The 17,810-nt window shown below is 71.3% G+C and carries 15 protein-coding genes, 1 tRNA gene and 1 pseudogene; 2 read left to right on the top strand and 15 right to left on the bottom strand.

What is annotated here, in order from left to right; all coding sequences use genetic code 11:
- Positions 1–182: 182 nt before the first annotated feature.
- From ACFV2J_RS25685 to ACFV2J_RS25655, 7 genes are all read right to left on the bottom strand, one after another.
- Positions 183–2,774: a tryptophanase gene (locus ACFV2J_RS25685; RefSeq protein ID WP_385440804.1), complete on the bottom strand. Its 2,592-nt coding sequence runs from the start codon at positions 2,772–2,774 to the stop codon at positions 183–185.
- A 360-nt stretch (positions 2,775–3,134) separates the two neighbouring features.
- Positions 3,135–4,481: a cytochrome P450 gene (locus ACFV2J_RS25680; RefSeq protein WP_385095404.1), complete on the bottom strand. Its 1,347-nt coding sequence runs from the start codon at positions 4,479–4,481 to the stop codon at positions 3,135–3,137.
- Between the two features lie 8 nt (positions 4,482–4,489).
- Positions 4,490–5,083, bottom strand: coding sequence for an ATP/GTP-binding protein (locus tag ACFV2J_RS25675; RefSeq protein WP_385095407.1), 594 nt, complete (start codon positions 5,081–5,083; stop codon positions 4,490–4,492).
- Positions 5,058–5,435 carry a DUF742 domain-containing protein gene (locus ACFV2J_RS25670; RefSeq protein ID WP_385095410.1) on the bottom strand — a complete coding sequence of 126 codons (378 nt, stop codon included), beginning with the start codon at positions 5,433–5,435 and terminating at the stop codon, positions 5,058–5,060. The genes ACFV2J_RS25675 and ACFV2J_RS25670 overlap by 26 nt, the downstream gene beginning before the upstream one ends.
- Positions 5,432–5,833: a roadblock/LC7 domain-containing protein gene (locus tag ACFV2J_RS25665; RefSeq protein ID WP_385095413.1), complete on the bottom strand. Its 402-nt coding sequence runs from the start codon at positions 5,831–5,833 to the stop codon at positions 5,432–5,434. Before ACFV2J_RS25665 ends, ACFV2J_RS25670 begins: the two co-directional genes overlap by 4 nt.
- Positions 5,830–6,999, bottom strand: a complete 1,170-nt coding sequence (locus ACFV2J_RS25660; RefSeq protein WP_385095416.1) for a sensor histidine kinase — start codon at positions 6,997–6,999, stop codon at positions 5,830–5,832. The genes ACFV2J_RS25665 and ACFV2J_RS25660 overlap by 4 nt, the downstream gene beginning before the upstream one ends.
- A gap of 408 nt (positions 7,000–7,407) precedes the next feature.
- Positions 7,408–7,481: transfer RNA gene (locus ACFV2J_RS25655), tRNA-Pro, on the bottom strand.
- 154 nt (positions 7,482–7,635) lie between these two features.
- Here ACFV2J_RS25655 and ACFV2J_RS25650 point away from each other — a divergent pair.
- Both ACFV2J_RS25650 and ACFV2J_RS25645 read left to right on the top strand, forming a co-directional pair.
- Positions 7,636–8,337, top strand: coding sequence for a transketolase (locus ACFV2J_RS25650; protein ID WP_385097926.1), 702 nt, complete (start codon positions 7,636–7,638; stop codon positions 8,335–8,337).
- A 99-nt stretch (positions 8,338–8,436) separates the two neighbouring features.
- Positions 8,437–9,348 (top strand): transketolase family protein, encoded by a 912-nt coding sequence (locus tag ACFV2J_RS25645; RefSeq protein WP_385097929.1) that lies wholly within the window; start codon positions 8,437–8,439, stop codon positions 9,346–9,348.
- Positions 9,349–10,114: 766 nt separating this feature from the next.
- Here ACFV2J_RS25645 and ACFV2J_RS25640 read toward each other — a convergent pair.
- From ACFV2J_RS25640 to ACFV2J_RS25605, 8 genes and pseudogenes are all read right to left on the bottom strand, one after another.
- Positions 10,115–11,554 (bottom strand): MFS transporter, encoded by a 1,440-nt coding sequence (locus tag ACFV2J_RS25640; protein ID WP_385440789.1) that lies wholly within the window; start codon positions 11,552–11,554, stop codon positions 10,115–10,117.
- A 118-nt stretch (positions 11,555–11,672) separates the two neighbouring features.
- Positions 11,673–12,035, bottom strand: a complete 363-nt coding sequence (locus ACFV2J_RS25635) for an MmcQ/YjbR family DNA-binding protein (protein ID WP_385085656.1) — start codon at positions 12,033–12,035, stop codon at positions 11,673–11,675.
- A gap of 132 nt (positions 12,036–12,167) precedes the next feature.
- The gene (locus ACFV2J_RS25630; RefSeq protein WP_385085658.1) at positions 12,168–12,704 is read right to left on the bottom strand and encodes a GNAT family N-acetyltransferase; all 537 of its coding nucleotides are present in this window, start codon (positions 12,702–12,704) and stop codon (positions 12,168–12,170) included.
- Positions 12,704–13,276 (bottom strand): helix-turn-helix domain-containing protein, encoded by a 573-nt coding sequence (locus ACFV2J_RS25625; protein ID WP_385085654.1) that lies wholly within the window; start codon positions 13,274–13,276, stop codon positions 12,704–12,706. Before ACFV2J_RS25625 ends, ACFV2J_RS25630 begins: the two co-directional genes overlap by 1 nt.
- Before the next feature lie 57 nt (positions 13,277–13,333).
- Positions 13,334–14,239 carry a LysR family transcriptional regulator gene (locus tag ACFV2J_RS25620; RefSeq protein ID WP_385440784.1) on the bottom strand — a complete coding sequence of 302 codons (906 nt, stop codon included), beginning with the start codon at positions 14,237–14,239 and terminating at the stop codon, positions 13,334–13,336.
- A 31-nt stretch (positions 14,240–14,270) separates the two neighbouring features.
- Positions 14,271–15,464, bottom strand: a complete 1,194-nt coding sequence (locus ACFV2J_RS25615) for a glycine C-acetyltransferase (RefSeq protein WP_329291875.1) — start codon at positions 15,462–15,464, stop codon at positions 14,271–14,273.
- A gap of 10 nt (positions 15,465–15,474) precedes the next feature.
- Positions 15,475–16,503 carry an L-threonine 3-dehydrogenase gene (tdh, locus tag ACFV2J_RS25610; protein ID WP_385440781.1) on the bottom strand — a complete coding sequence of 343 codons (1,029 nt, stop codon included), beginning with the start codon at positions 16,501–16,503 and terminating at the stop codon, positions 15,475–15,477.
- A 181-nt stretch (positions 16,504–16,684) separates the two neighbouring features.
- Positions 16,685–17,698: pseudogene (locus tag ACFV2J_RS25605) on the bottom strand (Gfo/Idh/MocA family protein); the annotation flags it as partial.
- Between the last annotated feature and the right edge of the window lie 112 nt (positions 17,699–17,810).

Raw genomic sequence — 17,810 nt, 5'->3', positions numbered from 1 at the left:
GATACAGCCACGCCCCCCCCCCGAGACCTCACCTGCTAGGGTCCGCGGCCGCGGCCCTTGTTACACCGCCCCCGCGGGGGGCCCCCCCCGCGGCCTTCCCCCGCCACCGGCCGGCCGTCCCCCGGCGTGGGGTGGCGCCCGACGGCCGTGCGGGACCCGTCGGGCGCCGCTCCGCGGCGGTGCTAGCCGGTCACCGGCTGGAGCTTGGCGCGGAAGTGCCGCAGAATCGGGGACTGCTCCACGATCCGGTAACCGCGCACGGACTCCGCGGTCTTGGCGATCCGTTCCAGGGTCCTGCCGACGTGGTCGTAGTGGCTGCGGGTGTACACGCGACGCGGCAGCGCCAGCCTGACCAGCTCGTACGGCGGGCTCTTGACCGGGTTCCCTTCCTCGTCCTCCTCGCCGAGGTAGAGCGAGCCGAGTTCGGCCGAGCGGATACCGCCCTCCAGATAGAGCCGGCAGGCCAGGGCGTGTCCGGGGTACTGGTGGGGCGGTATGTGGGGCAGCAGCCGTCCCGCGTTGAGGTACAGGGCGTGCAGGCCGGGCGGTTCCAGGATGTCGACGCCCGCGGCACGGACGCGCTGGGCGAGATGGTCGGCGCTCTCCGCCCGTTCCGCGAGGTACGAGGGTTCGGTCACCTCCTGGAGACCCTGGGCCATCATGTCGAGGTCACGTCCGGCGAGGCCGCCGTAGGTGGGGAACCCCTCGGTGGCGATCAGGAGGAGTTCGCACTTCTGGGCGAGCTCCGGGTCGTTCAGCCCGATGAAGCCGCCGATGTGGACGATGCCGTCCTTCTTGGCGCTCATCACACAGCCGTCGGCCAGACGAAACGCTTCCTCGGCGACCTGCCGGGGAGTGTGGTTGCGGTAGGCCTCCTCGTGCCGGGTGACCAGCCAGGCGTTCTCGGCAAAGCGGGCCGCGTCCAGGATCAGCGGGACGGAGTGCCGGCGGCACAGTTCCGACGCCCGACGCAGGTTCTCCATGGAGACGGGCTGGCCGCCACCGCCGTTGTTGGTGATCGTCATGACCACCGCGGCGACGCGCGATCCGGTCGATTCCCCCAGCGCCTGTTCCAGCGCCCCCAGGTCGATGTTCCCCTTGAACGGCTCCCGGCTGTCCAGGTTCCGGGCCTCGGGGCACGGCAGGTCACGGGCCACGCAGCCGTTCAGCTCCACGTTGGCGCGCGTGGTGTCGAAGTGCGTGTTGGACAGGACGGTGTCGCCGGGTTCGAGCAGGTTGGAGAAGAGGATGCGTTCCGCCGCACGCCCCTGGTGGGCCGGCAATATATGGGTGTAGCCGGTCAGTTCCGACACCGTGTCGCGGAAGCGGTAGAAGGAACGCGAGCCCGCGTAGGACTCGTCTCCGGCCATGCCCACGGCGAGCTGCGCCGAGGACAGGGCGCCCGTGCCCGAGTCGCTCAGCAGGTCGATGGTCACCTCGTCGGCGCGCAGGTCGAAGAGGTTGTAGTGCACCCGCTCGATGGCCGCCTTGCGCTGCTGGGGGGTCGTGAGCGGAATGGGTTCGACGACTTTGATCCGGTACGGCTCCATCCTGATTTCTGCTCCTGCCTTTCCGTGTCCTACTGAGTGGAGGGTTTCGCGCGGCTCGGTACGCGCCGCGCGGGGGGAAGAGAACGGCTGGTGACGCGGCCGTGCGGGCAACGGCGGCCGCACGGCGTACGCCTCCGAGGAGATGTACGCGGTGACGCGGGGCGGCCGGTTCCGTTCGTGGACTAGCGCCAGGTAGGCGATGAGGCCGACACCGTCGTGCAGTGGTCGCGAGGTGACGGTGGCCAGCGCCCGGTCGAGTGCGGCGGGGTCCATACCGTGGCGGCGCAGCACGGCCGTGGCGCGGGCGTGTGCCTCCCCGTCGTGCCGGACGTAGTCCCGGACGGGTACGTGGAGGGTGAAGCCGCTCGGCAGGCCGGTCGCCGTCTCCGTGAAGGAGTGGCAGGAGAGCACGGGCCGTCCCGCCAGCCGGAGCGTCTCCCCCGCGCCGGCGTGCCGGTCCGTTCCCTCCAGGCCCGCCGCGACCCGGAAGAACTCCTCGACGGTCTCCCGTCCCGGGCCGGGCTCGCCGCGGGACAGCGAGCCGACGTCGGCGGCCGACGCGTCACGATGGGTGACGTAGACCTTCACCCGGGGTGTCTCCCAGTCACCGAGGTCGAGGGCGAGGAAGGGATAGCCGTCGGCCGGGGGCAGCGCGTCGAACGCCTGCCGGTGGCCGAGTCTGTCCAGCGCCTCGCGCAGGGTCTCGGCGGCCCGGTCCGCCCCGGACGCCGCGGGGTTCAGATAGATCTTGACCTTGGGCACCCCGCCGGGACGCAGTTCCAGAGCGATCCACAGCGCCAGCGGGCCCTGGGGGTCCGGGGGGAGGAACAGGTCCTCCAGCCCGTCGAGCCGGCCGGTGGAGAAGCCCCATCGCTCCGCCATGGCGCGGACGACACGCAGTCCGATACGGCCCTGTTGTTCCAGGGTCTCGGCCGCGTACCCCGGTTCCAGCAGCACCCGCAGCGTCGGGGGCGCGTCAGGGACGAGGGCGAGGGAGTACTCGACCGGTGTGTGGTCGTCGGACAGGAAGCTCGGGTGGGGCGGCGGCTGGTCCAACGGCCTTTGCGCCCCGCTGCCCAGACAGTCCGTCAGGACACGCGCGTAGACCTCGGCGTCGGACCGGCGCAGTCCCACGGCGCGGCACAGGCGTAGTAACTGGTCCGACACGAAGGTGCCCAGTGGCTGGGTCGCCACGATCTGTCCACCGTTGAGACGGGAGGAGATCACCGGCAACCCTCCCGGAGCGACGCGGAGTTCGCGCGCCACGGGTGGGGCGGGACGGGAGCCCGGCGGGAGCGGGGCTCCGGGGAGAGGGCAAAAAGATACCCGCCTGTGCGGGCGGGTATCTCGCCTTCCGGCCTGTGCGGTGTGATGCGTATGGCCCGGCGGGGGTGGGAACTCCTCCGCGAGGCCGGTCGTAGGGGCTGGTGGGATGCTGCGGGGTGCTGAGCTGAAGTGGCGTCGGTGGACGAGGGCTCCACGACACCTCCTTTAACTTGTGTTACAACACGGATGCCGCGCTCTTCCCTACCCCCACGGTTGAAAGTTCATGCTGTGTGCGGATGTTGCCGGCTGTTGCGTAGCTCACGCCTTCCACCAGGAAAGGAACGAACTCCACAAGCCGCCCCGGTCCTGCCGGCCCGGTGCGCCGCCCTGGTCGGTCCGCGCCGCGGTCTGCGGCTGTTCCCGCGCGTCCGGCGACCGGACGGCCCGGACCGGGTGGAAACGGGCCGGCAGTGCGGCCAGGGCCCGGTTGAAGGGGCCGGGCCGCCAGGTCAGGCTGTCCTCGGGGACCGCCAGTTCGACATCGGGCAGCCGGTTGAAGAGGTTCTCGATGGCCGCCACGGTGATGAGCCGGGCCGGGTCCTTCGCCGGGCAGGCGTGCGGTCCGGCACTCCACGCGAGGTGGGACCGGTTGCTGGAGGCGTGGCGGGAGGACGCGAGCGCCGGGTCGGTGTTGGCCGCCGCGAAGCTGACCAGGACCAGATCACCGGCCGCCAGCTTCTGCCCGGCGAACTCCATGTCGGTGGCCGGGTAGTGCGGGGCGTAGTTGGCCATGGGCGGGTTCTTCCACAGCGTGGTGTCGATCGCCTCCTCGATCAGCCCGCCCGCCGCGTAGCGGTCGTCGGTGAGCAGCAGGTGCAGGGTGTTCGAGATGAGGTTGCGCAGCGGTTCGGCGCCCGCTCCCAGGAGGAGGACGAGCTGGTGCGCCATCTCCTCGTTGGTCAGGGCCGCCTGATGCTGCATCAGCCAGGAGGTGACGTCGTCGCCGGGGCGGGATCGCTTGAGGGCCACCAGCTCGCCCACCGCCTGGGACAGCACCGCGTTCGCCTTCTCGGCGTTCACGCCGTCGAAGATGCCGGATATGCCGAAGAGGACGCGGTCACCGATCTCGGCGGGGCAGCCGAAGAGTTCGTTGAAGACGAAGAGCGGCAACAGCTTGGCGTAGTCGTTGAGCAGGTCGGCGGAGCCGCGCGTACTGAACTGTGCGATGAGGTAGTTCGACACCCGCTCGGTACTCTGGCTCAGCCAGTGCGAATCGACGCGCGCGAAGCTGTCCGTGACGGCCTGCCGCAGCCGCATGTGTTCGGCGCCGTCACTGAACATGCAGTTGGGCCGGTACACGAGCAGCGGGAGGACCGGGCTGTCCGGGCTGATCACGCCGTCGTTGAAGTCCCGCCAGCGACGCGAGTCCTTCCGGAAGGACCCCGCGTTCTGGAGCAGTTGGAGCGCCGCCGAGTAATCCGTGACCAGGGTCGCCTCGACACCCGGGGCGAGTTCGACCGGCGCGGTCGGCCCGTAGTGACGCATGTACTCGTAATAGGCCTGCGGATCGGCCGCGAACTCCGGCCCGTGCAGCGGCACCGGCTCACCCGTGGCATGGGCCGGGCACCCGGGTGGCGGCACGGGAACGGTGGAATCAGTGTTCATTCTTGCTCCTAGCGGGCACGGTCCTGCAGATAGTGAACGAGGGTGATCAGAGCGCTGGCTGATGATTTCTCGTCACGCGCGTCGCAGGTGACGACCGGAGTGTCGGGCAGCAGATCCAGTGCCTCACGCAGGGCGTGCTCCTCACGGATCGGCGTACCGTCGAAGCGGTTGACGGCGATGGCGTACGCCAGTCCGTACTGCTCGATCAGGTCGATGACGGCGAAGGAGTCCGCCAGCCGCTCGGGGTCGACCAGCACCAGGGCGCCGAGCGCGCCGCGCGCCATGTCCTCCCACATCTGCACGAACCGCTGCTGTCCCGGCGTACCGAACAGGTACAGCACGACGTGGTCGCTGATCGTCAGGCGCCCGAAGTCCATGGCGACCGTGGTGGTGGTCTTGCCGCGGACGCCCTTGAGGTCGTCGATCTCCTCGCCGGCCTGCGTCATCGTCTCCTCCGTGGACAGCGGAGGGATCTCGGACATCGTCCCGACGAAGGTGGTCTTGCCGACCGCGAAGTGCCCGACGACCAGGATCTTCACGGCGGTCTGCGCCGCTCCGCCGCGGACGTACGCCTTCTCATCCAAAACGGGCCCGGAGACCATCCAGCACCTCCTGAAGTATCTGCTCGTCGACCAGGCGCGCACGCGCCACCGGCGCGCGCGTGATGAGGTAACCGCCCTCGGCCAGGGCGTTGAGAAGGATCTTCACCACGCCCATGGGCAGGCGCATGTGTCCGGCGATCTCGGCGACCGAGAGGTAGCCGCCGGAACACATCTCCAGCAGGCTCTGTTCCTCGGGAGAGAGCCGGGTCCGCCGCTGGGGGTGGTCGGCGGCGGCCGTGACCAGTGTGATCAGCGAGAACTGGTCGCCCTCGGGGAGATCCCGGCCGTTGGTGATGACGTACGGCCGCACTAACTCCGCGGTCTCGGGCTCCTGCTGGTCGGAGTCGGTCACGGGCGTGCGCCGATGTTCTCGCGCGGCGGGGTCGTCAGCGCCTTGCCCAGCTGTCCGACCAACTGCTGCATACGGAAGGTGATGTCCGCCATGTCGATGTCGGTGGAGGCGGAGACCGCGAGGTAGGCGCCCTCACCGGCGGAGATCAGGAAGACCCAGCCGCCGTCGAACTCGACCAGCGTCTGACGCCACTTCAGGTCGGTCCCGTCGCAGAAGAACCCGATCGAGCGGCTCAACGACTGCACGCCGCTCATCGCGGCGGCGACGGTGTCCGCGGTGTCCCTGTCGACCCCCTTGGAGGAGGCCATCAGGAGCCCGTCGGCGGAGACCAGGACCGCGTGCAGAGCGCCGGGAATCTCCAGGACGCCGTCAAGCATCCATGACAGATCGTTGTTCACGAAACCTCATGCCCTTCGCTGCTTGCCTCATGTGCGTTGCTCGTCCGGTCCGCGGGGTCCGGGTGCGCGGCTCGACCGGTCTGGGTGCCGCGCTGGAAGGCGCCCATGATCGAGGCGGTCTCCTCCTCGGAGCGGACCGGCGCGCTCGCGGTGTCGGAACTCTGCGGCACGATGGCCATCGCCCGCCTGCGGCGGCGCTTGGGCAGTCCGTCGGCGGTCGTGGACGCGGCCACGACGGGTTCCGGGCCGCTCGGGTTCAGCGAGGGAACAGTGCTCACGGTCTGCGCCCGCTCCTTTGGTTGCGGCATGCTGGTGAGCAGCTCGTCCGGCAGCAGCACCACGGCGCGCACACCCCCGTAGGGGGAGGTGGAGTCGACGGACACCGTGAAGCCGTAGCGCTCGCAGAGCACACCGATCACCGCGAAGCCGAACTGCGGAGGATTGCCGAGCCCGGAGACACCCGAGGCCCGCTCGCTCGACAGGAGTTTCGCCGCCCTGGTCTTCTCCTCCTCGTTCATGCCGACGCCGGCGTCGTCGACGACGATGCAGATGCCCTTGGGCACGGCACGGACGTTGATCTCGACCGTGGATTCCGGTGCGGAATAGCTGGTGGCGTTGTCGAGAAGTTCGGCGAGTGCCAGTGCCACCGGTTCGACCGCCCGGCTGGTGACCGCGAAATCGACCTGGGAGAGGATTTCGACCCGCTGGAAGTGACGGATCCTGCCCTGCGCGCTGCGGACCACGTCGTAGACGGAGGCGATATCGCGCTGCCGTCCCAGCCAGCCTTCGCAGAGAACCGCGATCGACTGAGCGCGCCGACCGAACTGCGAGTTCATGTGGTCGATGTCCAGGAGGTCCTGGAGGATGAGCGACTCGCCGTACTTCGTCTGCAGTTTCGAAATGGCGAGCTGCTGTTCGCCGGCGAGACCCTGAAGGGTACGCATCGCCGACTTGAGCGCCGTTCTCGTTGCTTCTTCGGCTTGCTCCTGAGCCTTTTTCACCGAGGCGGAATACTGATTCTCGAGCTCAGCGTAATGATCCCTGAGCCCTTGATTCTCCTGCTTTAAACTACGCGCCGCCCGCTGTCCACGAATAATGGCGGCAGCTGCAAGCGGAGTCCCAGCGATAAGAGCCCAGAGAGCCGGGTCCTGTATGTATTGCGTCATAAGACTCTCTTCAAGCGACTGGCAGCCAGCTACTGAATTCCCGTCAGCACGGCGGAACCGGAGCCCGCTGCGCAGGGATTACCGCCCGGGCCGTACTGCTGGCCGGAAAAGTCGTTTTGTGCCCGTAGCCCGCTCGGCAAGTGCGGCGATCGTATCATCGCCGCAAGTCGTGACGGACCGTCAATATGGGGAGTACTTGCGAACATTGACAGTCGGTCAGTTACCTGCGCACCCTCCGGCCGGACGGGATTCCTTCCGCAATCAACCCCCTGTCCCGCATCAAGGGGTGATATCCGAAAAGGAAGCTCTGTCGCTTTCGTCAACCGGTGCCCGGAGTGGACGCCAAAAAAGCCCGGAGGCCGCCTTCTCATCGCTGAGAAGACGGCCTCCGAGCCACGACTTCAAAAGTCGGGACGACAGGATTTGAACCTGCGACCCCTTGACCCCCAGTCAAGTGCGCTACCAAGCTGCGCCACGTCCCGTTGCCCGCCTGACCTGGGGTTTCCCCCTGGCCGAACGTGCACCGAAACAATACCGCACTCGCACCCGTGGTCGCGCACCCCTTTCTCCGCGGCCGGCGGATCCTCCGGCCCGCCGCTTGACCTCAAGCTTGGTCGAGGTTGCACTCTCGTCACCATGACGATCACGAGGGAACGCGACCACGGCTACCCGGACCTCGCCCGGCTGATGGGGCTGATGACCGGCGACGAGAAGCACGGACCGGCGGCGACCTCCACGCTCGACGCGCTGTGGGTGCTCTACGACCGGGTGCTGCGGGTCACGCCCGAGCGGCCGGACGATCCGGAGCGGGACCGGTTCCTGCTCTCCAAGGGGCACGGACCGATGGCGTACTACGCGGTGCTGGCGGCCAAGGGTTTCCTGCCCGTCGGGTGGCTGCCGGGATTCGGCTCGTACGACTCGCCGCTCGGGCACCATCCGGACCGGGTGCTGGTCCCGGGCGCCGAGATCGGCAGCGGCTCGCTCGGGCACGGACTGCCGATCGCCGTCGGCACCGCACTGGGCCTGCGCGCGCGGGGGCTCGGCGAACCGCGGGTCTGGGTGCTGACCGGCGACGCGGAGCTGGACGAGGGCAGCAACCACGAGGCGATCGCCTACGCCGGTCCCGCCGGGCTCGACCGGCTGCACACCGTCGTGATCGACAACTCCTCGGCCAGCCATGCCCGGCCCGGCGGCATCGCCGCCCGGTTCGAGGCCGCGGGCTGGTCCGCCCTGACCGTCGACGGCCGGGACCACGACGCGCTGTACAGCGCCTTCACCGCGCCCCATCCGGGCCGACCGCACGTCGTCGTCGCCCGGGTCGAGCCGAAGCTCGCGTGAGCGGCCGCCCCACGCGCACCCGCCCGGCGCCGCCGGTCCCGTCGCCCACCGGGACCGTCCCGACCGGTTCATCCCGCACGTCGCCGAAAGGACCACCCCATGGACACCATGCGTGACCGATTCGCCCCCGTCGTCTCCCGGCTGCTCGACGAGGACCCCCGGGTCGCGGTCGTACTGGCCGAGATCGGCAAGGACGGCTTCGCGGAGGCCAGGACCAGGCATCCGGAACGGGTGATCAACGTCGGGATCCGCGAACAGCTCCTCGTCGGAGCGGGCGCGGGCCTCGCGCTCAGCGGGCTGCGGCCCGTCCTGCACACCTTCGCCAGTTTCCTCGTCGAGCGTCCCTTCGAACAGGTGAAGCTCGACCTCGGCCATCAGGACGTGGGCGCGGTGCTGGTGAGCGCCGCCGCGTCCTTCGACTGGCCCGCCGGGGGCTTCACCCACATGGCACCCGGCGACGTGGCGCTGCTCGACACCCTGGACGGCTGGACCGTGCATGTGCCGGGGCACCCCGACGAGGCCGAGACCCTGCTGCGGCACGCGGTCGCCGCCGGCGACGACAAGGTGTACGTGCGGCTGTCGACGCAGTCCAACGCGCAGGGCCGCCCGGTCGACGGCGCACGGATGCTCACGGTCCGCGAGGGGCGCGACGGCGTGGTCGTCGCCGTCGGGCCGGTGCTCGACGCGGTGCTCGACGCGACGGAGGGGCTCGACGTCACGGTGCTGTACGCCACCACCGTCCGGCCGTTCGACGCGGCGGCGCTGCGGCGCGCCACCGAGGCCGCCGGCACCGATGTCGTCCTCGTCGAGCCCTGCCTGGCGGGCACGTCCACGGCCGCCGTGTCCGACGCGCTCGCCGACGTACCCCACCGCGTGCTCGGCCTCGGCGTCGGCCGCCGCGAGCTGCGCAAGTACGGAACCGTCGACGAGCACCTGGCCGCGCACGGGCTCGACGCGGGGTCCCTGCGGGAGCGGATCGGGGGCTTCCTGAGCGCTCCGGGTGACGCGTGACCGGACGCCTCCGCGACCCTGGTCGGGTGTCACGGCGGTGCGGGCCGGGTGCGTCCGCAGGCGTGGGCACCCCGGGTCTCCTGCGAACGTAGGCCCTGCCGACCCGAGTTGTACGTCACCGGCGCCCCGGTCGTGCGGGACCGACGGTCCAGGTTGCGCCCCGGGCCCCGGTCACGCACCGGCCGCCGACGGCCGTCCCGGATGACGGGCGACCGACGACGGCTCCGGCACGCCGGGGTACGTCGCCTGGCGGCCCCGGCGTGCCGCGCGTTGCGTGCGGCACGCCTGCCCGGGCGGCCCGGGAAGGCGTCAACGGCCGCCCGGACAGCTCACGTTGTGTGTGACCGGCAGCCCGGAGTGCACGCAGCTGGCAGCCTCAGACACCAGGTTGCGCGCGACCGACAACCCGTGCACCCAGGGGACGTCAACGGCGGTCCGGACGAACCGCGTTGTGCGCGACCGGCGACTCTGGGCAGCCGGGGGTGCACCCGACCGACGGCCCCAGCACGCCAGGTCGCATGCGAGCGGCAACCTGGGCATCTAGAGACAGACGCCAACGGCAGTCCAGAACACCGCGTTGTACACGACCGGCGCCTCTGGACAGCCAGGGGCGCACCCGACCGACGGCCCCAGCGCGCCAGGCTGCGTGCGAGCGGCAACCCGGGCGCACCGGGGGCAGGTGCCAACGGCGGTCCGGTCGGACCCCGTTGCGTGCGACCGGCGGCGCGCCGTACCGAGGGAGGATTCAACGGCGGCCGCAGGCCCGTCAGTGAGGGTCGTGGCGTGCCGGGTGGCGTACGGCGCGGTCCGTACGGGGCAGCCGGGCCGGCGGGTCGACGCGCAGCAGGTCACGGATGGCGGGCACCAGCAGCAGGGACGTGCAGACGACCAACGTCATCGCACCCGCCACCAGCAGGACGTTGTCGGCGCCGAGGACCGACGCGGCCGGCCCCGCCAGCGCCTGGCCGAAGGGCATCATCGCCAGGGAGCCCGCGACGTCGTAGGCGTGGATGCGGTTGAGGACGTCGGGAGCGACCTGCGTCTGCACGCTGGTCGCCCACATCACGCCCCAGAACGACATGCCCGCACCCGCGACCGCCGCTCCGGCCGACATGGCCGGCACCCCGAGCCCCGCACCGACGGTGGCGGGGAAGCAGGCGAAGGCGAACAGGGCGATCGAGCCGGCCCGCAGCATGCGGCGGGGTCGCAGCCGCAGGGCCAGCAGGCCACCCACGACGGTGCCGGCGCCGAGCGCGGAGTTGATAAGGCCGTAGGCGCTCGCGCCGTGCCGCTGGACCACCTCCGTGGCCACCAGGGGGACGGTGGGACCCGAGATGAAGAGCATGTACACGCACCAGATGACGATGACCCCCCACAGCCAGGTCCTCGCCCTGAACTCCCGCCAGCCCACGACGAGATCGCCCCGGAAACTACCGCCGTGCGGCCGGCTCCCGGGCGGGGCCGGAGGGAGGCGGAGCAGGAGCAGGCACAGGGCGCTCAGCGCGTACGTCGCCGAGTGCGCCGCGAAGACCCCGCCGGCCGAGGAGAACGCGACCAGGAGCCCCGCGAGGGCCGGACCCGCGAGCTGCGCGGCGGACTCGGCGATCCGGATCGCGCCGTTCGCTCCCTGCACGTCGGCCGCCAGACGCGGCACCGTACTGGCGACGCCCGGCTGGAAGACGGCTCCGGCCGCGCCGTTGACCGCGCCGATCGCGCAGATCTGCCACAGGACCACGTGGCCGGTGAAGAAGAGCCCCGCGGCGAGGGCCTGGGTGACCAGGCGTACGAGGTCGGCCCCGATCATCAGCTTGCGCGTGCTGAACCGGTCGGCGATGACCCCGCCGAAGATCACCAGCCCGGCGAACGGGGCGGCGGACGCGGCCATCGCGAGGCCGATGGCTCCCGCCCCGTAACCGTGCTGGAGCAGTCCGGCGGCGAGCGCCACCGGGAGCATCGTGTCGCCGAGCCGGGCGAGCGCCCGCGCGACGAAGAACAGCGCGAAGTCCCGCGACCAGACCGGCGCGAGGCCGGTCACGGCGGCGGGGCGGTGGCGGCCGGGGACCGTGGCGGTGGACGGCGCCGGAGCCGCGATCGGGTCGACGGTCCGGTCGCTCCCGTCCGGGGCCCCGGCGCCCGGACCCACCGCGTCCTCGTCGGCCGTCGATCCGGACCCCGATGGCTCACCACTCGGTGACGTTCCGTACATCCCGCCCGCGCCCCTCACCCGCAGTCGCCCCCGCGGCTCCCCCCGCGAACCGGGCGTCCCTGCCTCCGCCCCGGCCCCCGGATCATGTCACGCGGCACACCCGGTGACGGAGGGATTTTCACCGGTCCGCGGGGAGCCCCAACTCCGGGTGGGAGTCGAGCAGTCGGGGCGGGGCGGCCTGCCGCCAGGAGTCGGCGAGGATGTCACGGAGTTCGTCGTCGTCCTCCAGCGCCACGAGCCTGACCCGGACCCAGGCGAAGCCCGCCTCGTGGCCGGCGATCCAGAACTTCCGGGGCTCCGCCAGGACGAGTTCGTCGCGCTCCTCCTTGGGGCAGCGCACGGCGATGGAGGTCTCCTCCTCGGGCAGGGTGGCGAACATCTTCCCCGCGACCCGGAAGGTGGGCATGCTCCAGGCGGTCTTCTCCGTCGTGTCCGGCAGGGACAGGGCGATCCGGCGTACGTCTTCGGCGTTCGGCGACATGCGGAGCACGGTAGCCAATGGCACCGACACACCGGCACTGACCTGCGCGATCAGCGGGACGACCGGAAGGGGCCGGCCGGGCCGGGATGCGGGAGCCGCCGGTGCGGCACGTGATGTCGCCGGTGCGGCACCTCAGGTCGCAGCCGCGGCGGGGTCTCCCACCCGCTTGTAGAAGATCGTCGTCGGACGGAGGACACCCGTGGGGGTCGTCGCGTAGTCGGGTATCGCCCCGAGGCGGGTCCAGCCCGCGGACAGGTAGAGGTTCTCGGCCGGGCTGTCGGTCTCCGTGTCGAGGTGCAGGAGGGTGACCCCGGCTACGGCGGCCGCCCGCTCGGCGGTGGTCAGCAGCGTGCGGCCGAGTCCCCGCCCGCGGCCTTCCCGGTGGACCATCAGCTTCACCAGCTCGGCGCGGTGGCGGCTGTTGGGCTTGTCGGGGAGGGCCAGGCCGACCGTGCCGAGCACCCGGTCCGCGCTCCGCGCCACCCACACCGCGAGGCTGCCGGCCGACACCGCGGCCGCACGCCCCTCCCACCAGACCACGGCCGACGCGTGGTCGAGCGGCGCGAGAAAGCCGACCGAGGCCCCGCCGTCCACGGTGTCGGTCAGGAGGCCGGCCAACTCCTCGGCGTGGGCGAGGACTTCGGCCGCGCTCAGCCGGGAGACGGTGATCACGGGCGCACCACCACCAGCGCGTACCGCACGTCCTGCGGGCCGGGGCAGCGGAACCGGGTCGGGCCCCACACCCGTAGTCGCAGGCAGTCACCGGTGCCGAGGCGGTGCTCGACGTCCCGCTCCGTCACCTCCAGCGCCCCGTCGAGCACCCAGATGTGCTGCTCCAGGCCGGGCACGGGGGGCCGGTCGTACGCGATGTCGGCGCCGGCCACGAGCCGTCCCTCGACGAGTTCGCCGCGCAGCCCCGGGTGCGGCGGGGACACCGACCGTCGTACGAAGCCGGAGGCGCCGTCCTTCCAGACCGTCTGGTCGGCCGCCCGCACCAGCCCGGCGGGTTCCGCCTCGACCTCGCTGAGCAGCTGCGACATGGTCCGTCCGTACACGGCGCACAGCCGGTTCAGGAGCGAGGCCGTGGGGCTGATCTCAGCGCGCTCGGCCCGGGACAGGGTGGACCGGCTGACCCCGCTGTGTTCCGCCAGCTCCGCCAGCGACCAGCCCTGTGCGGCCCGCAGCTCGGCGAGCCGGGCCCCCAGGCGGGCATCCACGGAGTCCCGCACCTCGATTCCCATATTCGGGATGCTATCCCAAACATGAGAGACAGTGAGTGGGTCCGGGAGTCGGACACCTCACTCCACGGTCGCGGCCCGCGCCAGCGCGTCCAGCACCGGACGGATCAGCGGATGCCCCTCCGCGCCACGCCGTACGGCCGCGAAGACCCGCCGGGTGGGCGCGACCCCGTCGACGGGGCGCACGACCACGCCCGTGAGGTCCATGCCGATCAGCGCCGAGCGGGGCACCAGCGCGACGCCCGCGTCGGCGGAGGCGAGGGCGACGACGGCACGGAAGTCGTCGGAGGAGTGTTCGAGACGCGGCTCGAATCCCGCGTTCTCGCAGGCCAGGACCACCACGTCATGGCAGGGATTGCCGGGGTACGGGCCGATCCAGGGGTCCTTGGCGAGCTCGGCGAGCGGCACCTCGTCGGCGTCGGCCAGGCGGTGGGTGACCGGGACCACCGCGTCGAACGGCTCGGCGTACAGGGGGACGTGGGTCAGCCGCGGATCGTCCGCGTCCGGGGCGCCCCGGTACTCGACGGCGACCGCGATGTCGACCTGCCGGTCGAGCACCATCGGCAGGCTGGCGTCGCCCTCGGCGTCCTGCACCCGGACATGGATACCGGGTGCGGTGGCGGCGAGACGGGCGAGTGCGGGAGCGACCACGAGGCCGATGCCGGTCGCGAAGGCGGCGACGGTGACCGTGCCCGCGGAACCCGCGCTGTAGGCGGCCAGCTCGGCCTCGGCCCGCTCCAGCTGGGCCAGCACCGCGTGGGTGTGGCCGAGCAGGATCTCGCCGGCGGGGGTCAGCCGGACGCCCTTGGCCCCCCGCTCCACGAGCCGGTGCCCGGTCTCCTGCTCCAGGGCGGTCAGCTGCTGGGAGACCGCCGAAGGCGTGAGATAGAGCGCGGCGGCAGCCGCCGTCACCGTGCGGTGGTGGGCCACCGCACGAAGGATGTGGAGCCGCCGCGCTTCGATCATGCGACCGATTCTCTCAGGTCACACGGGTCTTTCAGCCTTCGAGCTCCGCCCGCGCCGCCACGAACGCGTCCACCGCGCGGTTCACGTCGTCCGTCGAGTGCGCCGCCGACAGCTGCACCCGGATACGGGCCGCGCCCTGCGGGACGACCGGGTACGAGAAGCCGATCACGTACACACCGCGCTCCAGGAGCAGTTCCGCCATCCGCCCGGCGACGGACGCGTCACCGATCATGACCGGGGCGATCGCGTGGTCGCCCGGGAGGATGTCGAAGCCCTCGGCCGTCATCCGGGAGCGGAACAGCGCGGTGTTCGCGGCGAGCCTCTCGCGCAGATCGCCCGCCGACTCCAGGAGGTCGAGGACCTTCAGGGACGCCGCCGCGATCACGGGGGCGAGCGTGTTGGAGAAGAGGTACGGGCGCGAGCGCTGGCGCAGCAGGGCGACGATCTCGGCGCGGGCCGCGACGTAGCCGCCGGAGGCGCCGCCGAGCGCCTTGCCGAGGGTGCCGGTGATGATGTCGACGCGGTCCATGACGCCGTGCAGCTCGGGGGTGCCCCGCCCGCCGGGGCCGACGAAACCGACAGCGTGCGAGTCGTCGACCATGACCATCGCGTCGTACCGGTCGGCGAGGTCGCAGATCTCCTGGAGGGGGGCGACGTAGCCGTCCATCGAGAAGACGCCGTCCGTGACGATCAGCCGGCGCCGGGCGTCCGACGCCTCCTTGAGCTGGGCCTCCAGGTCGGCCATGTCACGGTTGGCGTACCGGAAGCGGCGCGCCTTGGAGAGCCGGATGCCGTCGATGATCGAGGCGTGGTTGAGGGCGTCGGAGATCACCGCGTCCTCGGCGCCGAGCAGGGTCTCGAAGACGCCTCCGTTGGCGTCGAAGCAGGAGGAGTAGAGGATCGTGTCCTCCTGGCCGAGGAACGCGGACAGCCGCGCCTCCAGCTCCTTGTGCACCTCCTGCGTACCGCAGATGAAGCGCACGGACGCCATGCCGTAGCCCCAGCGGTCGAGGGCCTCGTGGGCCGCGGCCACGACCTCGGGGTGGTCGGCGAGGCCGAGGTAGTTGTTCGCGCAGAAGTTGAGGACCTCGCCGGGACGGCCGCCCGAGGTGACGCTCACGGTCGCGGACTGCGGGGTGCCGATGACGCGCTCGGGCTTGTGGAGCCCGGCGGCGCGGATCTCGTCGAGGGTGGTGCGCAGATCGTCGCGTACGGAATCGAACATCATCAGTTCCTTAGAGGGTCCAGTCCAGAATGACCTTGCCGCCGCGGCCGCCGGCCGCCTCGGCGAAAGCGGCCTCGTGGTCGCGGAAGCCGTAACGGCCGGTGATCACCGGAGCGAGGTCGAGGCCGCCTTCGAGAAGCACCGACATCGCGTACCAGGTCTCGAACATCTCCCGGCCGTAGATCCCCTTGATCGTGATCATGGAGGTGACGATCCGGGACCAGTCGACGGGGAACTCCTGGGCGGGCAGGCCCAGCATCGCGATCCGGCCGCCGTGGGTCATGTTGGCGATCATGTCGCGCATCGCCTCGGGGCGGCCGGACATCTCCAGCCCGATGTCGAAGCCCTCGCGCAGCCCCAGTTCGCGCTGGCCGTCGGCGATCGTCGCGGACGAGACGTTCAGGGCGAGGCTCACACCGATCTTGCGCGCGAGTTCGAGGCGCTCCTCGCTGACGTCGGTGACGACGACGTTGCGGGCGCCCGCGTGCCGGGCCACCGCGGCGGCCATCAGGCCGATCGGTCCGGCACCCGTGATCAGCACGTCCTCGCCGACCAGCGGGAAGGAGAGCGCGGTGTGCACGGCGTTGCCGAACGGGTCGAAGATCGCGGCGACGTCGAGGTCGACGGGGACCCGGTGCACCCACACGTTGGTGGCGGGCAGGGCGACGTACTCGGCGAACGCGCCGTCACGGCCGACGCCGAGGCCGACGGTGGCGCGGCAGAGGTGGCGGCGTCCGGCCAGACAGTTGCGGCACTTGCCGCAGACCAGGTGGCCTTCGCCGCTGACGCGGTCCCCGGCCTGGATGTCGTCGACGTCACGGCCGGTCGCGACGACCTCGCCGACGAACTCGTGGCCGAGCACGAGCGGTGTGGTGATGGCCTGCTGCGCCCAGCCGTCCCAGTTGCGGATGTGCAGGTCGGTGCCACAGATCCCGGTCCTCAGGACCTTGATCAGCACGTCACCGGGGCCGATCTCGGGCTCCGGGACGTCCACGAGCCAGAGCCCGGGCTCCGCCTTCTCCTTGACCAGCGCCTTCACGCAACGGCTCCTGTGGGTGAGCCCCCGGGGGCAGGGCACGCCGAAGGGGCCCGTACCGGGGAGAGGGGTGTATTCCCTGAGGAATCTGCCGTACGACCGTAGTCCTGGTCCATCGAGGTTTTCTTAAACGCGGCCGCAGCTTTCCTTCACACGTCGCAATCCCGGGCCCCGGCACCGGCTCCTACACCTCCTCGGGCACCTGTCCCCGTTCGAAGTAGGCGAGCAGCTCGGGGTCGAGCGCGGGCACCTCGCGCGCGGTGCCGCCGTCCCGCAGCGACTCCGTGGCCCGGAACCCGGCGGCGACCGCCATGCGCGCGGCGACCGGGGAGGTGTCGGTGTGCCCTCCGTCCCGGACGAACCGGAGGAACTCGTCGATCAGCAGTGGGTCGGCGCCAGCGTGCCCGGCGTCCCCAGGGCCCTCGGAGGGCTCCGGCACCGGGTACTCGGCGTCGGCCAGGGCCCGGTGCCCCGAGCGGCGGGTGTTCCAGACCTTCACCACGGCGCCGGGCCCGTCCCCGAAGTTCTCCAGCCGGCCCGCGTCGCCGATCACGGTGTAGTTGCGCCAGTAGTCGGGGGTGAAGTGACACTGCTGGTAGGCCGCCAGCACTCCGTTGTCCAGGCGCAGGTTGACCAGCGAGACGTCCTCGACGTCGATGACCGGGTTGAGCGCCCGCTGGGTGTGCGGGGGCCAGTGGCCGTCCTCGGTGTACCAGTCGTCCGTCCTGGGTTCGCCCGGCGCCCGTCGATACGGGTTGTCCCCGTACACCATGAGGTCTCCGAGCGCCTGCACCTGCCGTGTGTAGCCGCCAGCCAACCAGTGCAGGACGTCGATGTCGTGGGCGCCCTTCTGGAGCAACAGGCCTGTGGTGTAGCGGCGTTCGGCGTGCCAGTCCTTGAAGTACCAGTCCCCGCCGAAGCCGACGAAGTGCCGCACCCACACCGTCTTGACGTTCCCCACGGCGCCGCTCCGGACCAGGTCACGCATCAGGCGGATCACCGGCATGTGCCGCATATTGTGGCCGACGTAGAGGCGGGTGCCCGTCTCGAAGGCGGTGCGCAGGACGGCGTCGCAGCGCTCGATGGTGATGTCCAGGGGTTTCTCGACGAAGACGGGCTTGCCCGCGCGCAGTGCCTCGCGGGCGAGGTCGGCGTGGGTGTGGTCCGGGGTGAGGACGAGCACCGCGTCGACCTCGGGGTGGGGGGGGGGGGGCGCGGGCGGGGGGGGGCCCCCCCGCCGCCGCCGGGGGGGGGGGCGGGGGGGGGGCGCCCCCCCCCGCCGGGGGGGGGCGGGGGGCGGGCGGGCGCGC

This window comes from Streptomyces sp. NPDC059668 (genome assembly GCF_042734135.1).
Classification (GTDB): domain Bacteria; phylum Actinomycetota; class Actinomycetes; order Streptomycetales; family Streptomycetaceae; genus Streptomyces.
Note: the sequence above shows the minus strand (reverse complement) of the source record. Positions and strands in the feature narration are given on the sequence as shown.

Excerpts from the sequence above, each read along its gene's own strand:
- ACFV2J_RS25640 (WP_385440789.1), bottom strand. The coding sequence starts at position 11,554 with ATGTACGGAACGTCACCGAGTGGTGAGCCATCGGGGTCCGGATCGACG.
- ACFV2J_RS25680 (WP_385095404.1), bottom strand. The coding sequence starts at position 4,481 with ATGAACACTGATTCCACCGTTCCCGTGCCGCCACCCGGGTGCCCGGCC.
- ACFV2J_RS25675 (WP_385095407.1), bottom strand. The coding sequence starts at position 5,083 with ATGGTCTCCGGGCCCGTTTTGGATGAGAAGGCGTACGTCCGCGGCGGA.
- ACFV2J_RS25625 (WP_385085654.1), bottom strand. The coding sequence starts at position 13,276 with ATGGGAATCGAGGTGCGGGACTCCGTGGATGCCCGCCTGGGGGCCCGG.
- ACFV2J_RS25650 (WP_385097926.1), top strand. The coding sequence starts at position 7,636 with ATGACGATCACGAGGGAACGCGACCACGGCTACCCGGACCTCGCCCGG.
- ACFV2J_RS25615 (WP_329291875.1), bottom strand. The coding sequence starts at position 15,464 with ATGTTCGATTCCGTACGCGACGATCTGCGCACCACCCTCGACGAGATC.
- ACFV2J_RS25635 (WP_385085656.1), bottom strand. The coding sequence starts at position 12,035 with ATGTCGCCGAACGCCGAAGACGTACGCCGGATCGCCCTGTCCCTGCCG.
- ACFV2J_RS25620 (WP_385440784.1), bottom strand. The coding sequence starts at position 14,239 with ATGATCGAAGCGCGGCGGCTCCACATCCTTCGTGCGGTGGCCCACCAC.
- ACFV2J_RS25660 (WP_385095416.1), bottom strand. The coding sequence starts at position 6,999 with ATGACGCAATACATACAGGACCCGGCTCTCTGGGCTCTTATCGCTGGG.
- ACFV2J_RS25645 (WP_385097929.1), top strand. The coding sequence starts at position 8,437 with ATGGACACCATGCGTGACCGATTCGCCCCCGTCGTCTCCCGGCTGCTC.